The 23,695-nt window shown below is 48.9% G+C and carries 22 protein-coding genes; 4 read left to right on the forward strand and 18 right to left on the reverse strand.

The window, feature by feature from the left end; translation table 11 throughout:
• Positions 1–73: 73 nt before the first annotated feature.
• From BLA28_RS17775 to BLA28_RS17860, 18 genes are all read right to left on the reverse strand, one after another.
• Entirely contained in the window at positions 74–2,368 is a 2,295-nt protein-coding gene (locus BLA28_RS17775) for a peptidoglycan D,D-transpeptidase FtsI family protein (RefSeq protein WP_069154805.1), read from the reverse strand.
• 14 nt (positions 2,369–2,382) lie between these two features.
• The gene (locus BLA28_RS17780) at positions 2,383–2,886 is read right to left on the reverse strand and encodes an FtsB/FtsL family cell division protein (RefSeq protein ID WP_009252073.1); all 504 of its coding nucleotides are present in this window, start codon (positions 2,884–2,886) and stop codon (positions 2,383–2,385) included.
• Between the two features lie 33 nt (positions 2,887–2,919).
• Positions 2,920–3,858 carry a 16S rRNA (cytosine(1402)-N(4))-methyltransferase RsmH gene (rsmH, locus tag BLA28_RS17785; RefSeq protein WP_044963183.1) on the reverse strand — a complete coding sequence of 313 codons (939 nt, stop codon included), beginning with the start codon at positions 3,856–3,858 and terminating at the stop codon, positions 2,920–2,922.
• 22 nt (positions 3,859–3,880) lie between these two features.
• Positions 3,881–4,318: a division/cell wall cluster transcriptional repressor MraZ gene (gene mraZ, locus BLA28_RS17790; RefSeq protein ID WP_009252071.1), complete on the reverse strand. Its 438-nt coding sequence runs from the start codon at positions 4,316–4,318 to the stop codon at positions 3,881–3,883.
• A 550-nt stretch (positions 4,319–4,868) separates the two neighbouring features.
• On the reverse strand, positions 4,869–5,966 hold the full coding sequence (gene ychF / locus BLA28_RS17795) for a redox-regulated ATPase YchF (protein WP_044963187.1): 1,098 nt from the start codon (positions 5,964–5,966) through the stop codon (positions 4,869–4,871).
• Between the two features lie 241 nt (positions 5,967–6,207).
• On the reverse strand, positions 6,208–6,429 hold the full coding sequence (locus BLA28_RS17800; RefSeq protein WP_009252069.1) for a hypothetical protein: 222 nt from the start codon (positions 6,427–6,429) through the stop codon (positions 6,208–6,210).
• 39 nt (positions 6,430–6,468) lie between these two features.
• A complete protein-coding gene (locus tag BLA28_RS17805) occupies positions 6,469–7,119 on the reverse strand; it encodes a TetR/AcrR family transcriptional regulator (protein WP_069158357.1) in 651 nt (216 codons plus the stop codon).
• Positions 7,120–7,575: 456 nt separating this feature from the next.
• Positions 7,576–8,451 (reverse strand): ribosome small subunit-dependent GTPase A, encoded by an 876-nt coding sequence (gene rsgA, locus BLA28_RS17810; protein ID WP_069158358.1) that lies wholly within the window; start codon positions 8,449–8,451, stop codon positions 7,576–7,578.
• Positions 8,452–8,455: 4 nt separating this feature from the next.
• Positions 8,456–10,567 carry a Stk1 family PASTA domain-containing Ser/Thr kinase gene (gene pknB, locus BLA28_RS17815; RefSeq protein ID WP_069158359.1) on the reverse strand — a complete coding sequence of 704 codons (2,112 nt, stop codon included), beginning with the start codon at positions 10,565–10,567 and terminating at the stop codon, positions 8,456–8,458.
• A gap of 116 nt (positions 10,568–10,683) precedes the next feature.
• Positions 10,684–11,409 (reverse strand): Stp1/IreP family PP2C-type Ser/Thr phosphatase, encoded by a 726-nt coding sequence (locus BLA28_RS17820; RefSeq protein WP_071699270.1) that lies wholly within the window; start codon positions 11,407–11,409, stop codon positions 10,684–10,686.
• Positions 11,410–12,459, reverse strand: coding sequence for a 23S rRNA (adenine(2503)-C(2))-methyltransferase RlmN (gene rlmN, locus BLA28_RS17825; protein WP_069158361.1), 1,050 nt, complete (start codon positions 12,457–12,459; stop codon positions 11,410–11,412).
• A 1-nt stretch (position 12,460) separates the two neighbouring features.
• Positions 12,461–13,834 (reverse strand): 16S rRNA (cytosine(967)-C(5))-methyltransferase RsmB, encoded by a 1,374-nt coding sequence (gene rsmB, locus BLA28_RS17830; RefSeq protein WP_069158362.1) that lies wholly within the window; start codon positions 13,832–13,834, stop codon positions 12,461–12,463.
• A 45-nt stretch (positions 13,835–13,879) separates the two neighbouring features.
• Positions 13,880–14,584 carry a zinc metallopeptidase gene (locus tag BLA28_RS17835; RefSeq protein WP_044963206.1) on the reverse strand — a complete coding sequence of 235 codons (705 nt, stop codon included), beginning with the start codon at positions 14,582–14,584 and terminating at the stop codon, positions 13,880–13,882.
• Positions 14,578–15,510 carry a methionyl-tRNA formyltransferase gene (gene fmt, locus BLA28_RS17840; RefSeq protein WP_069158363.1) on the reverse strand — a complete coding sequence of 311 codons (933 nt, stop codon included), beginning with the start codon at positions 15,508–15,510 and terminating at the stop codon, positions 14,578–14,580. Before fmt ends, BLA28_RS17835 begins: the two co-directional genes overlap by 7 nt.
• Before the next feature lie 13 nt (positions 15,511–15,523).
• Complete coding sequence (gene def / locus BLA28_RS17845) at positions 15,524–15,997, reverse strand: peptide deformylase (RefSeq protein ID WP_044963211.1); 474 nt, start codon at positions 15,995–15,997, stop codon at positions 15,524–15,526.
• 219 nt (positions 15,998–16,216) lie between these two features.
• Positions 16,217–18,457: a replication restart helicase PriA gene (priA, locus tag BLA28_RS17850; RefSeq protein ID WP_069158364.1), complete on the reverse strand. Its 2,241-nt coding sequence runs from the start codon at positions 18,455–18,457 to the stop codon at positions 16,217–16,219.
• Positions 18,458–18,520: 63 nt separating this feature from the next.
• The gene (locus BLA28_RS17855; RefSeq protein WP_069158365.1) at positions 18,521–19,993 is read right to left on the reverse strand and encodes a UDP-N-acetylmuramoyl-L-alanyl-D-glutamate--2,6-diaminopimelate ligase; all 1,473 of its coding nucleotides are present in this window, start codon (positions 19,991–19,993) and stop codon (positions 18,521–18,523) included.
• A 171-nt stretch (positions 19,994–20,164) separates the two neighbouring features.
• Positions 20,165–20,698: a TetR/AcrR family transcriptional regulator gene (locus BLA28_RS17860; protein WP_176726835.1), complete on the reverse strand. Its 534-nt coding sequence runs from the start codon at positions 20,696–20,698 to the stop codon at positions 20,165–20,167.
• 173 nt (positions 20,699–20,871) lie between these two features.
• On the opposite strand from BLA28_RS17860, the gene BLA28_RS17865 reads away from it, so the two are divergent.
• The 4 genes from BLA28_RS17865 to BLA28_RS17880 are packed head-to-tail and all read left to right on the forward strand — an operon-like array spanning position 20,872 to position 23,668.
• Positions 20,872–21,561 carry an HXXEE domain-containing protein gene (locus tag BLA28_RS17865; protein WP_069158366.1) on the forward strand — a complete coding sequence of 230 codons (690 nt, stop codon included), beginning with the start codon at positions 20,872–20,874 and terminating at the stop codon, positions 21,559–21,561.
• 1 nt (position 21,562) lies between these two features.
• On the forward strand, positions 21,563–22,261 hold the full coding sequence (locus BLA28_RS17870) for an HXXEE domain-containing protein (protein WP_069158367.1): 699 nt from the start codon (positions 21,563–21,565) through the stop codon (positions 22,259–22,261).
• Positions 22,262–22,271: 10 nt separating this feature from the next.
• Positions 22,272–22,964 (forward strand): HXXEE domain-containing protein, encoded by a 693-nt coding sequence (locus tag BLA28_RS17875; RefSeq protein ID WP_069154370.1) that lies wholly within the window; start codon positions 22,272–22,274, stop codon positions 22,962–22,964.
• Positions 22,964–23,668: an HXXEE domain-containing protein gene (locus BLA28_RS17880; protein ID WP_069158368.1), complete on the forward strand. Its 705-nt coding sequence runs from the start codon at positions 22,964–22,966 to the stop codon at positions 23,666–23,668. The genes BLA28_RS17875 and BLA28_RS17880 overlap by 1 nt, the downstream gene beginning before the upstream one ends.
• Positions 23,669–23,695: the final 27 nt, after the last annotated feature.

Consider the following 23,695-nt stretch of genomic DNA (forward strand, 5'->3'; position numbering starts at 1 on the left):
CTATTACCGGATTTATGAGGTTATTCTCATTTTAACCTTCTTTTGTATGAAAAGATTCCGGAAAAACCAATTATCAGAATGGGGAATTGTCTCCGCCTTCATCCCCCTGGTTCTGTCCATCGTTCAAAGGCAGGTTGGGTTCCGGAAGATCCAGCGGCGTATCCTCATCTATTGCATCCCCTGTTTTGGGATCCACTCTCGTGCCGTCGGGAAGAATGCCATATCCGGTTTCCGGATCAATTTCCATCGCCGGCCTGTTCACGTTGTCCTCCTCATTTCCCGTGTTCTCACCGGATTGGGAGCCTTCTCCGGCCTGGCCGCCTTCCTGGTCTTCCCCTCCTTCCCCGCCTACATCATTTTCGCTGACATCATTGCCGCTGACCTGGCTCATCAGCTGCTGTTTATAGGCGATCTGCTGTTCCTCCAGATCCTTCTGTTCTGCTTCGGAGAGAGGTTCTGTCATAAAAATGTCCATATAAGGCAGCACCTCTGTGAGCACGCTCTTCACGATTCTTGTGGCATATTTGGCATCGTCCTGCTTATCGGAATTGGGCCTGTCAACGACCACATAGATGGCAATTCGCGGATCATCCGCAGGTGCATAGCCGATAAAGGAAACCACGTATTGATTGTTGCCGCGGGGCTGTGTTTCCGCCGTACCTGTTTTTCCGCCGATAATATATCCAGCGGGCCGGGCCGTATGTCCGGTACCATTTTCCCCCACTACAACGGCCTTGCAGTAATCCCTGATCTTTGCGGAGGTTGACTCGGATACGGTCTGCTTCAAAAGACGGGGTTCAATATTTCTCACTACGGAGCCGTCCGATGCGGTGATCTTGCTTACCATATGGGGTTCATAATAATAACCGCCGTTTATCAGGGAACTGAAGCCTGCCACCATCTGTATCATGGTAACATTAAATCCCTGTCCGAAGGAAGCCGTCGCCAGCTCCACGGGGCCCATGCTGTCCTCTGTAAATACCAGGGAGGCTGTACGGGCTTCCCCTGCCAGATCAATGTTGGTCTTCAGGCCGAAATTGAAATCCTGCATATATTTCAGCAATGTGGTTTTCCCTATGGCCTGCCCCATTTTCATCAGGGCTACGTTGCAGGAACGTTCAATGGCCCCTTCCACCGTCACCAGACCGTCTCCGCCTGTCCGGTAGCTATGGCATTTAATCGGCTTCTGCCCTTCCACAATGGTCAGGCTTCCGTTGCACTGATAGGTCTCATTTCCCGTCAGCTTGCCGCTTTCCAGTCCCGCCGCAACCGTAAAAGGCTTCATGGTGGAACCCGGTTCATAGGTATTGGATATACAATAATTTTTCCAGAGAGCATTAAGCTGCCGGTACAGCGTATCATCATCGAAGCCTGCCAGCGTTTCTTCATTAATTATAGTATCCTGAACTGCTCCCTGCTCATTCACCACATGCTGCCCCAGCAGCATGTCCGTATTACGGGGATCGTTCAGATTGAAAAACGGATAACTGGCCATTGCCAGGATGTCTCCGTTATTTACATCCATGATGATGCAGCCCACATTCTGGGCGCCGTTTCCTTCTCTTGCCGCATTTTTATAGGTATCGTTATATTCCTGCAGCTTGCGTTCCACGATTCCCTGGATGTTGGCATCCAGCGTAGTCACCAGATTATAGCCGTCCACCGCGGCCTTTGTGGTCCGCTCCAGATTGGAATCGTCGTTCATATAGCCGTATTCCCTGCCGTTAATGCCGCTGAGAATATCATTATAATACTCCTCCAGCCCATAGTTGCCCACATTATCCTTGCTGGTAAAACCCACCACATCGGCCGCCATGGTATTATTGGGATATACCCTGCGGTATTCCTCTTCAAACCAAACTCCCTGAATGTACTTTCCCTGCTCTTCATTATTCTGCAGTTCCTGGAAGGGTGCGATCTCATCATAAGTCAGCTGTCTTTTCAAAACATGATACTGCGAAGTGGGATTCTGCTCATTATAGGAACGGATATCCGACTCCGACACATCAAAACACTGAGTCAGCGCAGCGATGGTTCCTTCCACATACTCTTCCTTTTCATTCATCAGCTTACAGTCAAGCACCAGGTTATACACCTTTTCACTCACCGCCAGCTTGGTTCCTTTGGAATCCAGGATCTCTCCCCGCTTAAAAGGCAGCGTCCGGCTGGAGTACTGCTGCTGGGAAAGCACCTGGCGTTTATACTGTTCGCCGTTGTCCCGGTTGATTAAGACAAGTCTTGCGCTTAATCCTGCAAAAGCCAGTAATACCAGGAAATACAGTACTACCAGCTTCTTTTGCATTTTCGTTGTAAATTTATTTGTGTTCTGCGAATCTTTTCTATCGTTGTTTTCTCTGTTTCTGTCCAAACTGCCACCCACTTCTATTCTGCAATATCTGCCAGCTGCCTTACATAATCGCTGCCTTCATCCGGAATTGTTACAATCTGGTTCTGATCCGGATAGGTCATACCCAGTTCAGTAATGGCTATCCGCCTGATCTCATCCAAATCCACAGAGCTTTCAATCCTGCTGTACTCCTCATCATTGGAAACCTTCAGGCTGTTCAGAGTGCTTTCCATTGCCGCAATATGCTTAACGCTTGCAGTGATTTCTGACTGCAGACGGATGTATCCAATCAGAACGACGCCGGCCACAATCAGAGAAGCAGTCAGAAAAAGTACATATCCCAGGTTCATATAAACGGCCTTGTCCCTGTTTTTCTTTACCGCATGGCTTAATTCCTGTCTGCGGGGCTTATGTATTTCTTCAACAACATCTATTTGTCTTACCGTATTGCCGGCCACATATGCACTGCGGCTGACTGATCTTCTGTATTCGCTTTTTCCAGTACTTCTGCTTTGTCTGCTTCTTACTGTCTGCGCCATGGCAATTCTCCTTTATCTGTTACACCGGCTGTCTTATCCGGCCGCTTTTTCAAAAATACGCAGTTTTGCGCTTTTGGAACGGGAATTTGTTTCCAGTTCCTCCTCCCCCGGCAAAACCGGTTTTCTCGTTATCACCTTTCCCTGGGATTTCTTTCCGCACACACATACCGGGAAATCCGGCGGACAGGTGCACGGGTTCTCATTTTTACGGAAGGCCGACTTTACGATACGATCCTCCAGGGAATGAAATGTGATAATGCATATTCTTCCTCCGGGATTAAGCATAGCAATCAGCTCATCCAGGGAATTTTTCAAAACATCAAGTTCATGGTTGCATTCGATCCGGATCGCCTGGAAGGTGCGTTTGGAGGGATGTCCCCCGTTCGCTCTCATCCTCGCCGGTATCGCCGCCTTTATCAGTTCGTTCAGTTCGCCCGTAGTTTCAATGGGCTTTTCCTTTCTCGCTGCCGCGATATGTTTGGCAATGTTCTTGGCAAACTGGTCTTCCCCATAGTCCCTGATGATCCGGTAGAGTTCTCTTTCCGGATACTCATTGATGATTTCCCTTGCGGTAAGAGACTGCCTGGTATCCATCCTCATGTCCAGGGCCGTGTCATAACGATAGGAAAAACCGCGTTCCACATTGTCAAGCTGGTAGGAGGAAACCCCCAGATCCAGCACAAGTCCGTCTACTCCCGTAATTCCAAGGTTCTTTATTACCTCCGGCGCGTTACAGTAATTATCCCGTACCAGAGTTATTTTATCCTGAAATGGCTTCAGTCTCTCCGATGCGGCCGCCAGGGCCTCTTCATCCTGATCGATCCCGATCAGATGTCCGTCTCCCAGCCTCCTGCAAATTTCACTGCTGTGCCCGCCGCCTCCCAGCGTCCCGTCCAGATAGATCCCGTCAGGCTTTATGGCAAGTCCTTCGATTGTTTCATCTAAAAGTACCGATTTATGAACAAATTCCATAGAGCCTCAACCTTCCTGTCTCTTATATTCCCAGCCCTAAATCGGCCATGCGTTCTGCGATATCTTCCATCGCCTCATCTTCATCTTCCGTAATGCCGTCCCACTTCGCCTTGCTCCAGATTTCAATACGGCTGGCCACGCCAACCAGTACCACATCCTTTTCCAATCCTGCAAAATCACGCAGATTACCGGGAACCAGGATTCTTCCCTGCTTGTCCACTTCCACTTCAGCAGCTCCTGCAAGAAAAAAACGGACGAACTGACGGTTGTCCTTCTTATTCAGAGGCAAAGCCTTCAGCTTTTCCTCAAAGGCGTTCCATTCCTGATTGTCATACACAAATAAGCAGCCGTCCAACCCTTTCGTAATTACGAATTCCTCGCCTAAAACCTCTCGGAATTTTGAAGGTATGATCAGCCTGCCTTTCGCATCAATTGTATGATTGTATTCACCCATGAACATGACAATCACCGCCTCAAAAGTGGCCTGTCACACAAAAAGCACTGCCGAAGCCGCCTTGCCCGCAGGATAACTGACACCAGCCGGAGGAAATCTACCACTTCCTACCACTTCGCACCACTTTCCACCACTTTTATATTGATTTTAGTATAATCTAATGTATTTTGCAAGCAAAATCAATCCTTTCCTTCAAAAAAAAGCAACCGGCAGTTGACTCTGCAGATTGCTTTTTGGCATGTTATCTATATATGGTATGCGCCTCTTTCCGATATACCATATATGGATTTTATGTATTCAATTTGTTTTTTTGATTCCAGTATTTACCACGGTGGTGGATAATCCCAAATTTTCATCCTTTCACCTGAAATGATTCCGGTTTCCTGTAAATAATTCCATCCGTAAGCATTTTTCCTGTTTCAACACACCTGACAGCCGCCATAAAACTCCGATCCACAAAAGGCTGCCGACACAGAAAAAGCCATGTTGTTTCCTATTATTAAACAGGAACAACATGGCTCTGGTTTTTCTATTTATTTATACAGCACTTATTATCTTACACGTTGAACCGGAACAGGATATTATCTCCATCCTGTACCACGTATTCCTTGCCTTCCATTCTCACAAGCCCTTTTTCCCTCGCTGCTGCCAGGGAGCCCTGCTCCAGAAGGTCCTTATAATTCACCACTTCAGCTTTAATAAAGCCCCTTTCAAAATCGGTATGTATCTTTCCGGCCGCCTGGGGAGCCTTCGTACCAATCTTGATCGTCCACGCCCTGGTCTCATCCTCGCCTGAGGTCAAAAAGCTGATGAGTCCCAGAAGCTTATAGCTGGCCTTTACCAGCTTATCCAGTCCGGATTCCTTCAGGCCAAGATCCTCAAGGAACATAGCCTTTTCATCCTCCTCCAGTTCGGAGATCTCCTCTTCGATCTGGGCACAGATGACAAAAACACCGCTTCCGCTTTCCGCCGCATATTCCCTGACAGCCGCCACTCCCGCATTAGACGCCCCGTCATCCGCCAGATCATCTTCCGATACATTAGCTGCATAAATCACCGGTTTTGCCGTCAGCAGGTTCAGGGAAGCAAAGATGGCTTCTTCATCCTCATCCTCGGGCTGGAATGCCATTGCCAGTTTTCCGTCCTCTAAAAGAGCCTTCACTCTTTCCAGAAGGGCTGCTTCTTTGGCAGCAGTCTTGTCCATCCTGGCCTGCTTGCCCACTTTGGCTATCCTTCTTTCCAGGATTTCGATATCGGAAAAAATCAGTTCCAGGTTAATGGTCTCAATATCACGGAGGGGATTTATGTTCCCGTCCACATGGACTACATTGTCATCTTCAAAGCAGCGCACCACGTGTACTATGGCATCCACTTCCCTGATGTTGCTCAGGAACTGGTTGCCCAGGCCTTCTCCTTTGGAAGCCCCTTTTACCAGACCGGCGATATCCACGAATTCAATGACTGCGGGAGTTACCTTTTTGGAATGGTACATATCTCCCAGAAGCTTCAGCCTTTCGTCAGGAACCGTTACGATTCCCACATTGGGATCTATGGTGCAGAAGGGGTAGTTGGCGGATTCCGCGCCCGCTTTCGTCAGGGAATTAAATAAGGTGCTCTTTCCTACGTTGGGAAGACCTACGATTCCTAATTTCATTTTCGATGATACCTGTCCAGAAATCCATTATATGCAAGGTTTTCTGCCTTTCTATATAGTTATGCTGTACAATTTATTACACTGTCTTTTTGTTACTACTGTTTTTATCAATCGAATTATTTTTTCGATTTGATACAGCTTAAAATTATATCACATAGCCAGCCTTTTGAAAATAGCCAAATTTCCTTCAGATATGGATTTTAAGCATCTAAAAAGGAATTTCCCAGGTATCATATCTTCTCTATAGCTGCACCCATCCGCTTATAACAGCAACTATGCCGATAAGGAGACAGATCAACCCGACGTTTGCCGTTTTCTTCTTTTCCTTTGATCCTCTGTTCTTAAAAATAAGGATAACACCTAGTATTATGAGTACAATCCCCAGCCCGATACTGAACAGGTAAAGGCCGGACGATATTCTCCCAAGCCCATTGTCTATTGCATTTTCCAATACTTTTTCCATTTATGGTTCCTCCATAATATTTCTTACTGATTCAAAATTTTAATTTTCAGCATATATTTTTTGTATTAAGTGCAAAGATTTTTCCATGAGTTCATCACTCAAAATGTCAATTCCAACAGCCTTCATCATGTGCTGCAGAAAACGCATACGCTGCTCCAGCTTCTCCGCATTGCCGCTAAATACGGCAGGATCACACCATACATTCATCAACAGAAGAAAAACTTCCGCACATTCCTCCGGGAACTCTGTAGCGAGTGAGCCGTCAGCTATCCCCTCTTTCATTATTTCAGAAATAAATGCAGAGTCTTTATTTACACAATCCTGCATATAGGACAAGACGAATTCCGCGCTTTTCATGCGGACGCTCATTATATCGTCCAGGCAATGAGCTTCCTGGCTTTCTATATTCTTTTCCAGAAGAAACTGCAGCTTTTCTCTGCCGTTCAGAGAATCCGCATCCGCTAACCAGCCCTCCATCGCATCTGTGACGGTATGAGCCTGTTTTTCCATAACAGCTTCTATAATTTCATCTTTGGACTGAAAATGATGATAAATAGCCCCTTTTGATATACCGGCTGTTTCGGCAATATCCTTCATACTTGTTTTATCGAAACCTTTTTCTAAGAACAGCCTTGCAGAAACAGACAGGATCGCTTCGATAGTCGCCTGTGAGTTGTATTTTTTTGCCATGCGGATTGCCTCCTTTATTAAAAACCGACCGTTCGGTATTTTTAGTATAAACTTCTTTTTCCATTTAGTCAAGCAGCACGCTTACATCTTCGAAGGAAGGATTCCGAATTGCCGGAGCTGAAGGTGTCTCGTTGTACATTAGATCAATGCAGTGACCTGCTTGTAAACATTATATGGAAGGTATATAATAAAAGTTTTTTAATAAGCGATAGTAAAAATTGGCTGAGTTTATGGAATGGCAGGACTGTTTTATTTCCATACCATACTTGCGATATATATAACAGGAAAGAGATGGTTTCCGTCAACCATCTCTTTCCTGTTCCACCCTATTTTAAGGAATATATTCCCTGCCGTGAACGGCTTTATATCTGCCCCTCGCGTCAGCCTTCAAGCCGGCAGGAGAATCTCCGGTTCTCTGCCAGCGTTCCCTTTTGGCCCGTCGCGCACGGGAATCAATCAATATTTTCTTTTATTCTTCAATTCCTCATACAGCTGGCAGTAATTCTCATACCTGCTCCGGCTTATCTCTCCCCGCTCCAGCGCCGTTTTCACACCGCAGTCACGTTCCTTCACATGGGCGCAGCCGGTAAACCTGCATTCAGGCTCCCAGTCGGCAAATTCCGGGAAATAATCCTGGAGCTCTTCTTTCTCCATCCCATAAAGCTCAATAGAACTGAAGCCCGGGGTATCCACAATATAGGTATCTTCGCTGACATAAATCAGTTCGGAATGCCTTGTGGTATGTTTTCCTCTTTCGATTTTTGTGCTGATTTCACCGGTTTCCATGGAAATGCCGGTCTGCAGCCGATTGATCAGAGAGGACTTTCCCACACCGCTGGGGCCCGCCACCGTTGTTGTCTTACCTGTAAGTATCTGACAGAGCTCTTCCAGGCCTTCTCCCTGCCTGGCACTGGTAAACAATACCCGGTAGCCCGTATTCCTGTAGCTTTCCCTGAGTTTGTCCTTCCATTCTTCATCTACCAAATCCTGTTTGTTGAAACAGATACAGCATTCCACCTTCTGCTGTTCCATGGTCACCAGAAATCGATCCAGCAGGTTCAGGTTCGGTGCCGGACTTGCCGCCGCCATAATGACCAGAGCCTGATTCACGTTGGCCACCGCAGGACGAATGAGCTCATTCGTCCTGGGCAGTATAACGCTGATATTGGCGGTAAGCGCCGTCTCATCCAGAATATCGATTTCCACATAATCTCCGGGTAGAGGCTTTTTCTTATCCTTCCGGAAAATCCCCTTTGCCTTGCATTCGTATATCTGATTTCCGGTCTGTACGTAATAAAAACCGGCGATTCCTCTGATTATTCTTCCCCTCATGCACTTACTCTTTCTTCAAAAACTGCAGCGGCCTGGTCACGGTCTTCTCCTGGACTCCGCCGGGTTCCACCTTCGTTTCTCCCGTTACCGGATCCGTAGTGGTGATCGGATCAGCGGCTACATTGTAAATCAGGGTAAGGGTTCCTGTGGGCTCTTTGATATCCGGCAGGTTCAGCGGCCACGGGAAGGAGGTTGCCACCGTACGGGCAATCTCCGTGCCGGATGCTGTCGTTACCACAAGAACACAGGGCGTTCCCTCCGCATACTGGGGATCTTCCAATGCAGGACTCGCTATATTTTCCGCGTAGATATAAGTGGCCTCCGGGCCTTTACTCACATAAATATCGATGGCGGTTCCCGGCTCAACCTCCGTTCCCACGGAATAGCTCAGGCCGCACACCTTGCCCAGCAGGCTTTCATCTTCATTGTATACTTCCGTTATATTCCGGACGGTAAGGCCTGCTGCTTCCACCGTACTCTTGCCTTCTTCAGGCAGCAGCCCTAATACGTCAGGCACCTGCACCTTGCTCTCCTGAGGTCCCTGGCTGATGACTATGGTTACTGTACTTCCTCTTTCCGCATTGGTTCCGGCCTCGGGATTCTGGCTCATGACATTTCCTTTGGCGACGGTATCGGAATAGCCTTCCTTCTTTTCCGTTCGGAAGCCTTCCCCTTCCAGGGAGGCCACAGCTTCCGCCAGCGGCTTGTTATAGGTGTCGGGCACCACGATTCCGGCATCCTTGCCGCTCACCTGCAGCACCACCTTGTCTCCGGGTTCCAGCTGTGTTCCTTTCTTCACATCCGAACCGATGACTATACCGTCCTCCACACTGTCGCTTTCCACATACTCCACTACGGGATCCAGTCCCATCTTAGTGAGCTTCTGCCTGGCTTCCGCTTCCGTCATGCCGGCTACTTCGATCATTTTTACCACACCGTCCTGTCCGGAAGAAGAAAAATCAAAAATACCAATCGCCCTTCCTACCAGAAAGATCACCACACATCCGATTATGATAGCGCCGATAACCGCAAGAACTGTAGTTACCTTTTCCATCCGGGATTCATATTCTTCCTCATCCTCATCATCCTCAGGCTCCGGCTGATATGCCGCCTGGGATCTCTTTTTACCGTTTCTGGATGGCTCCGCGGAAGGCTTTGCCGTATTCTTTTTCAGCCGTATTTCCTCCGTATGGGAAGGCTTTTTGGACTGTTTCTTAATCTTCTCCATGTCGTCCCTGGAAATCGTACGGGTGGCGGCAGAGGTTTCGGGATCCACTGTCCGGACAAAATCCTCATCGGGTGAGATGAGGGACTTCTTCAAATCTTCAATAAGCGAACTCATGGACTGGTATCTGCGATCCGGACTCTTCTGCGTACATTTCAGTACAATCTGCTCCACGCTCACCGGTATTTCCGGTACATAGTCCCTGGGTGAAGGCATAGGTTCCTGTATATGTTTAATGGCAATCGCCACCGTTGTATCCCCGTTAAAAGGGACGCGTCCTGTCAGCATTTCAAATAATGTGATTCCCATGGAATAAATATCGCTTTTTTCATCGCTGTAGCCGCCTCTGGCCTGCTCCGGCGAGGTATAATGGACGCTTCCCATGACATTGGAAGTAATGGTATTGCTGGTAGCCGCCTTTGCAATACCGAAATCCGTAACTTTTACTTTTCCTTCTTTTGATATGATGATGTTCTGAGGCTTGATATCACGATGGATGATATGGTTATTATGGGCGGCCTCGATGCCCATACACGCCTGAATGGCTATACTGACTGCTTCTTTTACGGAAAGACGTGCTTTTTTCTCGATATATTTTTTGAGGGTGATTCCTTCCACCAGCTCCATGACAATATAATGGATGCCGTTGTCCTCACCAACATCATAAACATTTACAATGTTGGGATGCATCAGGCTTGCCGCAGCCTGGGCCTCCACCCTGAATTTGGATACAAAATTTGAATTCTCACTGAATTCCTGCTTCAGCACCTTGACCGCTACATACCGGTTCAGCTTATGGCATTTGGCTTTATATACGTCCGACATTCCGCCGGTGCCGATCTTTTCCAGGATTTCATATCTTTCTCCCAGCATCATTCCAATTTTAATCATTCCAGTCCTCCTGCCTGCCCGGAAAATACGCTGCTTTCCCGACAGGTAAAAATAGAATCGCCCGGCGGCGGTTCCTTCTTCCTCCACTTGGCATGCACACTACCCCATTGCATACATTATGAAAACGGGTCTATCACAATCACTGCGATATTATCCCTGCCGCCATTGTCATTGGCCGCCTGTACCAGAGCCTGAGCCCTTTGCTGAATCGTTCCCTCACCGGTGAGAATCCGGTAAATTTCTTCATCCTCCAGCATATCTGTCAGGCCGTCTGAACATAACAGCACAATATTTCCCGGTTTCAGAGGCAGCCTGAAGCAGTCCACACTTAAATCCTGTTCCAGTCCGACCGCGCGGGTAATAATATTCTTATTCGGATGGCTTCTGGCTTCTTCCTTGTTGATGCCCCCAATTCTGACCATTTCCTGTACCAGCGAATGATCCTCCGTAACCTGTTCAATTCCACCATTTACCACATAAAGCCTGCTGTCTCCCACATTAGCCGCAATGAGCTCTTTTCCATCCCAGCAGGCGGCTACAACCGTTGTTCCCATACCGGAAAACCGTTCATCTTCTCCGGCTCTTTTCTCAATCACCTCATTGGCTCTCTGTATGGCCTCAGTAAGGATTTCCTCAGGCCGTACGCCTTCCGATTCCCTCACTCCCTCAAGTATGGTCTCCACAGCACAGCTGGACGCATAACCTCCCGCTTTATGGCCTCCCATGCCATCCGCCACCAGAAAAATGTTCGGCAGGTTCCCGACAGGCTCCAGGGAGGAATATATATGATCCTGATTCAGTTGTCTTTTCTTCCCGATATCGGTGATAGAAAATGCTTTCACTTAGACTTCCCTTTCCTTATCTCCAGCTATATGACGGCGGCGCAGCTGCCCGCAGGCGCCGTCAATATCTCTGCCCATTTCCCTTCTAATAGTAACATTTATTCTGTTTTTTTCAAGTTTATTTTTAAAAGCCAGGATTTCCTCCTGCCCGGACTGCCTGTAATTCCGCTCTTTTATGGGATTTACAGGGATAAGGTTCACATGGCAGTTCAGCGGGCCCGCCAGGGCAGACAGCTGTACGGCATCCTCCGGTGTATCGTTCACACCGGCCACCAGGCTGTATTCAAAGGTAATCCTTCTTCCTGTTTTTTCAAAATAGTATGCGCAGGCTTCCATCAATTCATCCATATGGTAGGTATTCGCCACAGGCATCAGCTCCCTGCGCTTTTCATCCGTCGTGGCGTGCAGGGAAAGCGCCAGTGTAATGGCCAGCCCTTTATCCGCCAGCTCCCGCATTTTGGGAACAATGCCGCAGGTGGAAACCGTTATATTGCGCTGGCTGATATGGAGGCCATGCTCTTCCGTGAGTATATGGATAAAGGTGAGCAGATTTTCAAAATTGTCCATCGGCTCCCCGGTTCCCATAACCACCACATTGGAAACCCTCTCTCCGGTCAGCCTGGTAATCGCATAAATCTGATCCAGCATTTCTGAAGGCAGGAGATTGCGCTCCCAGCCGTCCAGAGTAGAGGCACAGAACCGGCAGCCCATCTTACAGCCCACCTGGGAAGAAATACACACGGAATTGCCATGCTTATACTTCATCCATACGCTTTCCACCACATTGCCGTCGGAAAGGGCAAACAAAAACTTTTTAGTCCCGTCCAGCCTGGATTCCTGGATCTCCACAGGAGTCAGGCTCACGTAAGGGTATTCCGACTCCAGCTTTTTACGCAGGGAAAGAGGGATATTGGTCATATCATCATAACCGGAGGCCAGCTTGCAGTGCATCCAGTCATACAGCTGTGCGGCGCGGAAGCTCTTTTCCCCCATCCGCTCCATTTCCGTTTTCAGTTCTTCCAGCGTCATGGATTTGATATCAGTCCCCATGTTATCCCTCTCGTACAAAGGCGGCTATAAAAAAACCGTCCGTTTTATGAATGCCCGGCAGAAGCTGGCACATCCCCGCTTTGCTCTCCTTATTCTTCAATGCCTCAGGCAGACCGCCGTCAAGGCTTCGCAGGGAAAAAGGAAAGTTATCGGCAAACCAGGCCGCCTGTCTTTCATTTTCTTCTTTGTTGATCGTACATGTACTGTAAACCAGCGTTCCGCCGGGCTTTACATACTCTGCGGCATTGGTCAGTATGCGCCGCTGCAGCGCCGCCACTTCCGACAGGCTCTCCGAAGTCACCCGGTACTTGATGTCGGCCTTTCTGCCGATAACTCCCAGCCCGGAGCAGGGAAGATCCGCAAGCACCACATCGGCAGCGCCTTTCATTTCCTCATCCGGCACCGTGGCGTCCCATACCTTGATTTCCAGATTGGAAAGCCCCATCCGCCGGGCATTATCCAGAATCAGGCCGGTTTTGCTTTCCGAAATATCTCTGGCCTCCACCCTGCCTCTTCCTGCCAGACGCTCGGCGGCATGAACCGCCTTGCCTCCGGGAGCGGCACAAATATCCAGCAGGAAATACGTTTTCTGTGCTGCATCAAGCGCACATTCCGTCACCAGCATACTGCTCACATCCTGAACGGCGAACATTCCCCGGGAAAAACCAGGAAGGGAAGCGACCCCATCGGATTTTTGGAGCATATACGCATAGGGAAGGTAGGGATGGGCCGCCGGACCGGCTCCGCATTCTTCCAGCCTGGCAAGCAGTTCCTCCCTTTCCTCTTCCGTAAGCCGTTCCGCCAGCCTAATCGTTACAGGACGCGGTTCAAGCAGCCCGGCCAGAATTTTTTCCGTTGTTTCCGCGCCGTAATCCGCGAGCCACATCTTCACAATCCATTCCGGCATGGAGTACATGACCGACAGCCAGAGAACCGGTTCTTTTTCCTTATCGGGCCACACCAGCTTTTCTTTTTCCCGGGACAGGCTGCGCAGCACACCGTTCACAAAGCCCTTCAGCTGCTGAAAATGTCTCTTTTCCGCCAGCTTCACCGCTTCATTGCAGGCCGCAGAATCGGGGACATTGTCCATAAAAAGGATTTGATATGCGCCCATTCTCAGCAGATTGCGGATGAGCGGCTTGCATTTTGCCGGCGGCGTTTTGGAAAAACGGCCCAGGACATAATCCAGCTGAATCCTCCGCTCCGTCACGCCTTCGGTCAGCCGTTTGATAAAGGCCTTATCACGGCTTTCCAGGTAATCATATTTATCCAATACATTCTTAAGAAGAAGGCTGCCATACTCCTGCCCTTTTTCCATTTCCAATAAAATATCCAGCACAAGGGCTCTGGTGTTTATTCCGCTTTCCGTCTTCATACGTACTCCAATCCTTTCAGCTTCCGCCGGATTTCCAAACAGGCTTTAGTCGCGGTTTCTTCTCCCGCCGGCCAGCAGGTACAGACGAAGAAGCTGCAGAATAGAGGATGCTGCGGCCGCAACATAGGTGAGAGCCGCCGCGCTTAATACCTTTCTGCAATAGCCGGTCTCTTCCTCTGTGAGTATCCTGTAGCTCTGAAGCATCTGCAGGGCGCGCCCGGAGGCATTGAATTCCACGGGCAGCGTCACGATCTGAAACAATACGGCAGCGGCGAATACCCAGATTCCGATCTGTATAAAGGTATAGCTCAGGCCGAAAATCAGGCCCAGTATCACTATAGGGAGCCCCAACGCCGAACCCAGATTGGCCACAGGCACCAGCGCGCCTCTTATTTTCAAGGGCACATAACCGTCCTTATCCTGTACCGCATGCCCGCATTCATGAGCGGCAACGCCGATAGCCGCCACACTTCCCGAGCCATAGGTGGAATCCGACAGACGCAGCACCTTGGTCCTGGGATCATAATGGTCGGTAAGGCTGCCCGAAACATGCTCCACCCGAACATCGCTGAGTCCGTTATAGTTTAATATCATTCTGGCTGCTTCCGCGCCTGTCATCCCGGTCATGCTGCGTACACGGGAATATTTATTATAGGTGCTGTTCACCCTGGAACTGGCCCAGATAGAAAGCACAGCTCCGATAATTACAAGTAAATAAGTGGGGTCAAAATAATAACCGTATCCTAACATCCTAGCATTTCTCCTTTTTCCATTCTGCAGCCCAGCAGAAAATCTTTCACCTGCATACGCTTCTTGCCTTCCAGCTGCAGCTGCGTCACCTTCAGTACACCTTCCCCGGTATTGATGTAAATCGCTTCCTTATCCAGCTTTTTCACCGTTCCGGGCGCTCCCTCCGCCTGTTCCTCACAGGGAGAAACCTCCCAGATTTTCAGCTTTTTCCCTTTATAAGAAGTATACGCACTGGGCCACGGATTTAATCCTCTTATCAATCGCGCGGTTTCCGCCGCAGGACGGGCAAAATCAATCTGTCCCATGGATTTGTCAATCATTCCCACGTAGCTGCTATCTGAAGCATTCTGATGCTCCGGCTTCACTTCCCCTTTTTCAACAGCGGCAAGCGCCGGGACAATCAAATCGGCTCCTGCTCTGGCAAGCTTATCCTGAAGGCTGGCATAGGTATCCTCCGGCGCAATAACTACTTCTGATTTAAAAAGCATATCTCCGGTATCCACACCTGCATCCATCTGCATGATAGTAACGCCAGTCTTTTCTTCCCCGTTGATAATCGCCCATTGAATCGGCGCCGCTCCCCGGTATTTCGGCAGAAGGGAGGCATGGATATTGATACAGCCAAACCTTGGCATATCCAGGATTTCCTGAGAAAGGATCTGTCCAAAGGCCGCCACAACAAAAACATCCGCTTCATAGGTTTTCAGCTGTTCCACGGCTTCCGGTTTCTTAATCCTCACGGGCTGGAAAACAGAAATATCATGCGAAACGGCAAACTGCTTTACCGGGCTCATCTGCACTTCTTTTCCTCTTCCCTTGGGCTTATCCGGCTGTGTTACCACCGCTCTTATGTCATGCCCCGCTTTCCAGAGCGCTTCCAATGCTCCCACCGCGTATTCGGGAGTTCCCATAAATACTATTTTCATACGTCTGCCTTTCTTATTCTTCCACTTCTTCCACGTCCGTCAGCTCACCTTCCACCTTCTCCACATACATATGGCCGTCCAGGTGATCGATCTCATGGCAGAAGGCTCTGGCCAACAGCTCCGTTCCTTCTATTTCAAAGGGCTTCATATCTCTGTCATAAGCCTTTACTTTCACATAATTGGGACGGGTTACCGTTCCGCTTTTTCCGGGCAGGCTCAGGCAGCCTTCGCCCCCTGTCTGCTCTCCGCTGGTTTCCAGGATACGGGGATTAATCAGGACTATTGGGTCCTCCCCCGTCACATCAATCACCACAATTCTTTTCAGGACTCCTACCTGGGGAGCCGCAAGTCCCACGCCGTTGGCATCATACATGGTTTCCAACATATCTTCAATCAGTTCCTTTATACGGGGAGTCACTTCCTTTACTTCCTTACATACCTTTTCCAGAATGGGATCCCCCATAATTCTGATATTTCTGATTGCCATTTTCTTCTTCCACCTTTCTTCTTTTGCTTCAATCCACTCTCGGTATATTGTCGAAGTGCGACCGAATATTACATTCGCACGTAATTGACCTCATGGCAGTGGAGGATACCGATTTCTCTCCGCCCACCACTGCCGTTTGATTTGTTTCCGGCAATTCCTCTCACCACCTTAGAGGATAGGAGAACCCTTGCTTAGTCTGAGTTTCGAAACAATACCGTACTAAAAAGAGGACATGGGATCAAAATCAAACTGTACATTTTCATCTTTACGTTCCTGTTCCTTCAGGAAACGTTCCATCCGGTTTTTCAGCCGGATAAGTATATCATAATCCGGATTTTTAATATAGAGGACATACCGGAAAATATCATTGATTCTGCCGATAAAGGCAGGAGCAGGGCCGATGAGGATCGTGTGTTCCTCTCTGCCTTCTTCTGTTTTTTCCGCAAGGGCCTTAAGAATTCCGGCCAGCTCTTCGCCGCCCTTCTCCGTTAAGGAGGTTACCTGCACCGCCAGGATATGGGATACCGGCGGGTAGGAAAGCAGCTGGCGGTAAAGGATTTCTTCTTCATAAAAGCCCTTATAATCCTGGGCCGCCGCATGGAGGATGCTGTAATGCTCGGGCTGGTAGGTCTGGATGACCACCTCTCCGGGCCTCTTTCCTCTTCCGGCCCTTCCCGCGGCCTGTGTAAGCAGCTGGAAGGTACGTTCTCCCGCCCGGTAATCGTTCACCGACAGGGACATATCCGCAGCCATGATTCCCATCAGCGTCACATTGGGAAAATCATGTCCCTTGACTATCATCTGGGTTCCCACCAGGATATCCGCTTCTCCCGCGGAAAATGCGGATAAAATCTTTTCATAGCTGTCTTTTGTCTTCGTGGTATCCGCGTCCATACGCAGCACTTTTTTATCCGGATACAGCTTATGGAGCTGCTCCTCAATCTGTTCCGTACCTGCCCTGAAGCCCAGGATATATTTGGATCCGCATTCCGGGCACAGCTTCACGGCCGGCTGTGTGAAACCGCAGTAATGGCACACCAGCGTGCCGTTTTTGTGTTCGGATAACGATACGTCGCAGTGGGGACATTTCATAACATGCCCGCACATCCGGCAGGAAACAAAGCCCGCATAGCCTCTTCTGTTGAGAAAAAGCATGCTCTGCTCTCCTCTTTCCAGCCTGTCCTGCAGAAGAGCGCCAAGCCTAGCAGAAAAAATAGAACGGTTTCCTTCCTTAAGCTCCTTTCTCAGATCCTCCACATAAACCACAGGAAGCTCGCCCCCAGTGAGACGTTCATTCAGGGTAAACAGCCTGTAACGCCCCTGCCTGGCCCGGTAATAGCTGTCCAGGGAAGGGGTTGCGGAGCCTAAAAAGACGCTGGCCCCATGGAGCCTTGCCAGCTCCTCCGCCGTTTCCCTTGCATGGTATTTCGGCATGGTTTCACTTTTATAGCTGTTTTCATGCTCTTCATCTATAATGATGATTCCTATATCCGGAAAAGGTGTGAACAGCGCCGAGCGGGGGCCTATGATAACATCGATCTCCCCTTTCCTCGCTCGTTCACACTGATCATATTTTTCCCCGGGAGAAAGGGTTGAATTCAATATGGACACCCGATCTCCGAAGCGTTTATAAAAACGCAGCACCGTCTGGTAAGTCAGCGCAATTTCCGGAATCAGCATGATGGCCTGCCTTCCCCGCTCAATGATCCGGGCAATCAGTTCCATATATACTTCCGTTTTCCCGCTGCCGGTAATTCCCCTCAGCAGATAGGTCTGCCGGGTCCCATTGTCATAATCCGCAGTCACGGTATCCACAATATCCTGCTGGTTCCTGCTGAGCCGATGCCCCTCTTCCCTGTCCGCATCCAGCTTTACCGGATTCCGGTAATAAGGGACGCTGTTGATGGAAATCAGCCCGGCATCCCTCAGACTTCGAAAAGTGGCCGGGGAAATATTCAGTTTCCTGGCCACCAACATCTGAGGAAGGCGTTCCTCCTCTATCAGCTCCTGCAGAACCCTGGCCTTGGCCCGCTGATGCTTTCGTTCGCATTCCAGCATCTCCGCCCTGGCTTCCTCTCTGCTTACCCGAAGGCAGATTTCTTTTTTCTCCTGCTGCTTCAGCTTCTGCTTTACGGGCAGAACGGTCTTCAACGCATTTATCATAGTGGAGCCATAGTGCTCCTTCATCCAGAAGGCCAGCCGTATCAGACGGCCTTCCACCTGCACGCCCTCCTCTATGATGGAATGGATTTCCTTCAGACGGGTCACATCGAATTCCGGTTCATCCGTCATTTCTATAATATAGCCGGTCCGCAGGTTGTTGCCGCTGCCAAAGGGAATCCTCACCCGCATACCGGGCTCCGGGATACCCGAAAGAGCCTCCGGGACCCGGTACTGAAACGGGCGGTCCACCTTTTCGTGGGAAATATCCACTATAATATTTGCAAATCTGCCCTGCATGTATACCTCATCTTCTTTTTCTTATGTTCTTTTATATTTTCGCCGAAAACAGGAAGCGTTCCGTCATCTGCCGCGTTCCCTCAGGACCTCTGCAATTAGCTCCCTTTCGTCCATAGGATGCTTGACGCCTTTGATTTCCTGATAGTCCTCATGCCCCTTGCCGGCAAGCACGATGATGTCTCCCGGCCTGCCGTTGTCAATAGCGTAAGCAATGGCTTCCTTCCGGTCGCAAATCTCGATATATTCCCCATCCGTTTTACTGATTCCTGTTTTGATATCATCAATAATGGCCTGGGGCTCTTCAAAGCGCGGGTTATCGGATGTAATAACAGTCAAATCCGCCAGCCGGCCGCTCACCTCACCCATTTCATAGCGGCGAAGCCGGGAACGGTTGCCTCCGCAGCCGAATACACATACCAGCCGGCCGTGATCGTACTCCTTCAGGGTAGTCAGAAGACTTTCCAAAGCCATGGCATTATGCGCGTAATCGATGAGAAGCGTAAATTCATCTGACACCTTTACCATTTCTATTCTGCCCTTTACCTTAGCTTCCTTCAGCGCTTTCTTTATCGCATCCTCCGTAACGCCGAAGTGCCGGCAGATGGCAATGGCCGTCAGCGCATTATAGACACTGAACCGGCCCGGCATGGCGATTTCACCGTCGAACTCCATGAGCCCTCCCACCCGGAATGCCACTCCCAGATGGCCGTTATGGTTGGTCAGACGCAGGTTTTCCGCACGCAAATCGGCCTGAGGGGATAAACCATAGGTTTCCAGCTCGCAGGTGTGCCCTTCCATCACCTTTTCCCAGTGTACGTCATCGCAGTTGGCGATCCCGACACGGCACTGCCTGAAAAGCATGCCCTTGCAGTGCATATATTCCTCGAAGCTGCTGTGTTCATTGGGTCCTATATGATCCGGCTCTATATTGGTAAAAATCCCGTAATCAAATACGAAGCCCTGGCTTCGATGCTGCATAAGCGCCTGGGAGGAAACCTCCATTACCACCGCATCACATCCGGCTTCCGCCATCCTGGCCATATAAGACTGAAGGACATAGGATTCCGGCGTGGTATTATCCGAATGAATATGAGTATCTCCGATGATAACTTCTATAGTGCCCACCAGACCAACCTTAAATCCGGTATTCTCTAAAATGGATTTCACCAGATAGGCAGAGGTGGTCTTTCCCTTGGTTCCTGTTATTCCGATAGTCTTCAGCCGGCGGGCAGGATGCCCGAACCATGCGGCGGAAATAAAAGCCATGGCATACCGGGTATTTTCCACCTTCAGTACAGTCACCTGCGCATCTGCGGGTATATCCACTTCCTTTTGTGTTACCAGAACCGCGGCTCCTTTTTCCACTGCCTGCGCCGCTGCGCTGTGGCCGTCAAAATTGGCGCCTTCTATACAGATAAACAAACATCCCTTTGTAATTTTTCTGGAATCGTATACGACATCGGGTACATCCAGTTCCGTTGTTCCCCGCACTACCGTAACATCCAGATTCTCAAGTAATGTCTTTAATGCTGCCATATCATTTCCTCTTTTTCTGATCATTGCTTAGTTTGTTGAGTAAAATACTTAGATAAGGATAGCACAGAAAGAGGCTTTTTTCAACCGAGATGTCCCGCGCAGATCCTGTATGATATCGTAAAGATTGGCTGCGGCTGCTATAATCTCCGTGCGTAAAAGAAAATTTATACCTTACAGCCTGCTTTTCAGCAAGCTTAACACCCCGGCGATTTCCGACACCGGTTCCGGGGTTTCACTTCCCAGCCAATCACAGAGAACGGCGAAGGTTCCCTGAAAAACAAACCTGCGGATGTACTTTGCTTCACTTTCCGAATAATTGCCGGCATCCGCCATATTTCGGAAAATCCTGGCGATGCTTGGAATCGTAAACAGATGCTCCGCAAAGTCCTGTGTGGGAATGACTTTGACAAGAGTACAGAAAAGCTCCCGCTGTTCATGAAGATGGTTCAAAACGGAGATAAGCGCATCAGGGTTCTGTTCGATAATGGGTTTCAAATCCTCATCCAACTGCGCGAAAAAGTCTGCTTCTATTTCCTTCAGCAGGTCGGTTTGACTGCCATAGTATTTATAAAATGTAGTACGGTTAATCTGAGAGGCTGCACAGAGTTCATAAATAGAAATCTGATTCAGAGGCTTTTCTTTCAAAAGCGTCAGCAGCCCTGCTTTCAGCATGGCCTTGCTCAGGCGGATTCTTTGATTTTCCATATCAATACCTCAACAAAATAGCGCGAAATGTTGCTTTTACAAAAATTGGGCTCCTGATTGTTGGTTTTAGCACAATCTCAAATCAACAGTTTGTTGACTTAAACCCTATGTGTTTAGCATAATGGTGTTAAAGCAATTTGTCAAATTTTTATATTTGGTAGGAGGTATTCAACATGACTTTCTGGAGAAAGAACTGGTATTACATAGGAGGAATCCTTTTTGTCCTGCTGGCATTCATCATGGGGCTCTGGGGCTGTTACCGTCTGGGCACAATTCAGATCATTCTGGTATTCAGCTGGATGGGAATGCTTATGCATCAGTTTGAGGAGTATGCGTTCCCCGGCGGTTTTCCAATCATATCCAACATGGCCGGACTTGGGGAAGTGGATCATCCTGAGCGGTATCCTCTCAATGCACGGCAGAGCTTCTTAAGCAATGTGATTTTCTGCTATTTAAGCTATATCATTCCCATCCTGTTTCCCAATCTGATCTGGATGGGCGCATCCCAGGTGCTTGCCGGAGTCTGGCAGCTGCCGGGACATGGAATCGCCATGAATGTGCGGCTTAAAAGTAAATATAATCCGGGTCTTGCATCCACTGCTTTCCTGCAGACTCCCGTCGCGATTTATTACATCTGGTATGTGGTCCGTTATATGCCGGACAAAGCCGGCCAGCTTTGGTGGGGGATTCCCGGTTCTCTTGCCATGCTGCTTCTGACATTTATTGTTCCAATCCTCTTTATGAAAGACAAGAATTCCAAGTATCCCTTTGACGACCGGGAGCTCTACGGCTATAACAAAGAGCACGTCATAAAGCTCTGGGAAGAAAGAAAAGCGGCAAAGGCTGCAAAGGAGGCAAAATAATATGGTAAGGAAATTAAACAAATGGTGCGGCATCGACTGGATTATCTTTATCTGCGTAACCGGAGTCATCACGGCGGTCTGTGCGGCCCTCTTCTGGGATAACATGCCGCTCGGCGCTCAGGGTGCAGTGTTTGCCGCTGTAATCATGCCCTTTCATGTGCTGGAGGAATGGAAATTTCCCGGCGGCCTGCATCATTTTTATAACACGCTGCTTGGCCCAAAAGAAAAGAACAGACAGGATTTGAGCCGCTATCCTATGAGCAGGCTGACGGATATGGTCACCAACGTCGGCTTACAGTGGATTCCCCTTGTTTATCTGCTTCTTTCCTGCGTAACCTCTCTTTCCAACGCAGTCACACTTTGTATGATGCTCTTCTGCTTCATCGAGGTTCTTGCGCATACCTGCGCCGGATTTATGACTCTGCATTGGTATAAGAAGGACGGCAAAAAGACGATTTACAATCCCGGATTTGCCACTTCTTACATGATGTTCCTGCCCAGCGGCATTTATCTGGCTGTCCGCCTGAACAATATCACCGGAAGGGACTGGCTGTGGTGCGTGATTCTGTTAGTCGTTATGATGCTCATCTGCATCCCTCTGTCCGAAACTCCGCTGAAAAAATGGGTTATCAGGCAGGAAAAAGGTATGTTTGCTTTCGCGGATCCGAAATATTACAGCCAATTCATTCATAAAAAGTGAGGGGAATGTCATGAAATTCTGGAGAAGATACTGGTATCTGATTGGAGGAGTCCTTTTTGTGTTACTCACATTTTTCATGGGGCTTTGGGGCTGCGGTAATCTGCCCCGCATACAGACAATCCTGATATTTAGCTGGATGGCAATGCTGGTTCATCAGACAGAGGAATATGCCTTCCCCGGCGGAATGCCCTCTATTACCAACATGGCAGCTTTTCGGGAAAAAGAAGCGCCTTATAAATATCCCTTTCATGCGCAGCAGTGTTTTATCTGCAATGTATTTTTATGCTACACCTTCTATATCCTGGCGATTTGCTTTCCAGACGTCATCTGGCTTGGTGCTTCCCAGGTGCTCTGTGTTCTGGTGCAGCTCGGCGCCCATGCGCTGCTGATCAATTTTTCACTGAAAGACATTTATAATCCGGGCCTCGGCTCTACTTTATTTCTGCAGGCCCCTGTGGCCATTTATTACATATGGTATGTGGTGACCCGTCTGCCGGAAAAGGCCGGACAGCTCTGGTTCGGAATTCCCGGCGCGTTTGCTGCCATGATTATCTGCTTCATTGCGCCGGTATTCCTTATGAAAAACAGAAAGAACAATTATCCTTTTGCAGAGGAAGAAATGTATGGCTATAAAAAAGACAAGGTTTTGGAAATCTATCATGACAGCAAGCCTTCCATTCTACAGAAAGTGGGGATTAAATAATGGTTAAAAAACTGGATAAATGGTGCAACACCATATGGCTGGTCTGCCTTGGCATTCTCGGCGTAATCGTTGCTTTTTTACTCATACTCAACTGGAACAGCTGGACACCCGGCGCAAAGGGCGGCGCTTTCCTGGCGGTCATCATGCCGCTCCATGTATTGGAAGAATGGAAATGCCCAGGAGGCCTGCATTATATCTATAATATTATCTTTGGGCCAAAGGACTTCGGAAGCAGGTATCTCGACCGCTATCCCATGAGCCGTTTTACCGATATGATCACCAATATAGGTCTGGCAGTCATCCCGCTGATTTACGCTGTTCCCGCCCAGCTTGGCGGAATGTCCAATATGGTCGCCATCTGTATCATCATTCTCAGCTTCGGCGAAGTTCTGGCGCATACAGTGGTAGGCTGTTATTCTCTGAAACGTTACCGCAAGACCGGTAAGAAATTCATTTACTGCCCGGGATTCTTTACAGCTTATGTTCTTTTTCTTCCTGCCGGTATCTATCTTTGCAGCCAGATCTCCAATGTAACAGCTATGGATGTTCTCGGAGGAATCATCGCCATGGCAATTCTCGGCATCGTCTGTGTGCCGCTTCAGGAGACACCCCTCAAGAAATGGGTTCTGAAGCAGAAAGGGGATACCTTCGCTTTTACTGATCCCCAATATTATGCCAGATTTACAGATAAAGATAATTATTAGGCAAAAAACCTGCGGAGAGCTGTTCAG

This window comes from Eisenbergiella tayi, assembly GCF_001881565.1.
Lineage (GTDB): Bacteria > Bacillota > Clostridia > Lachnospirales > Lachnospiraceae > Eisenbergiella > Eisenbergiella tayi.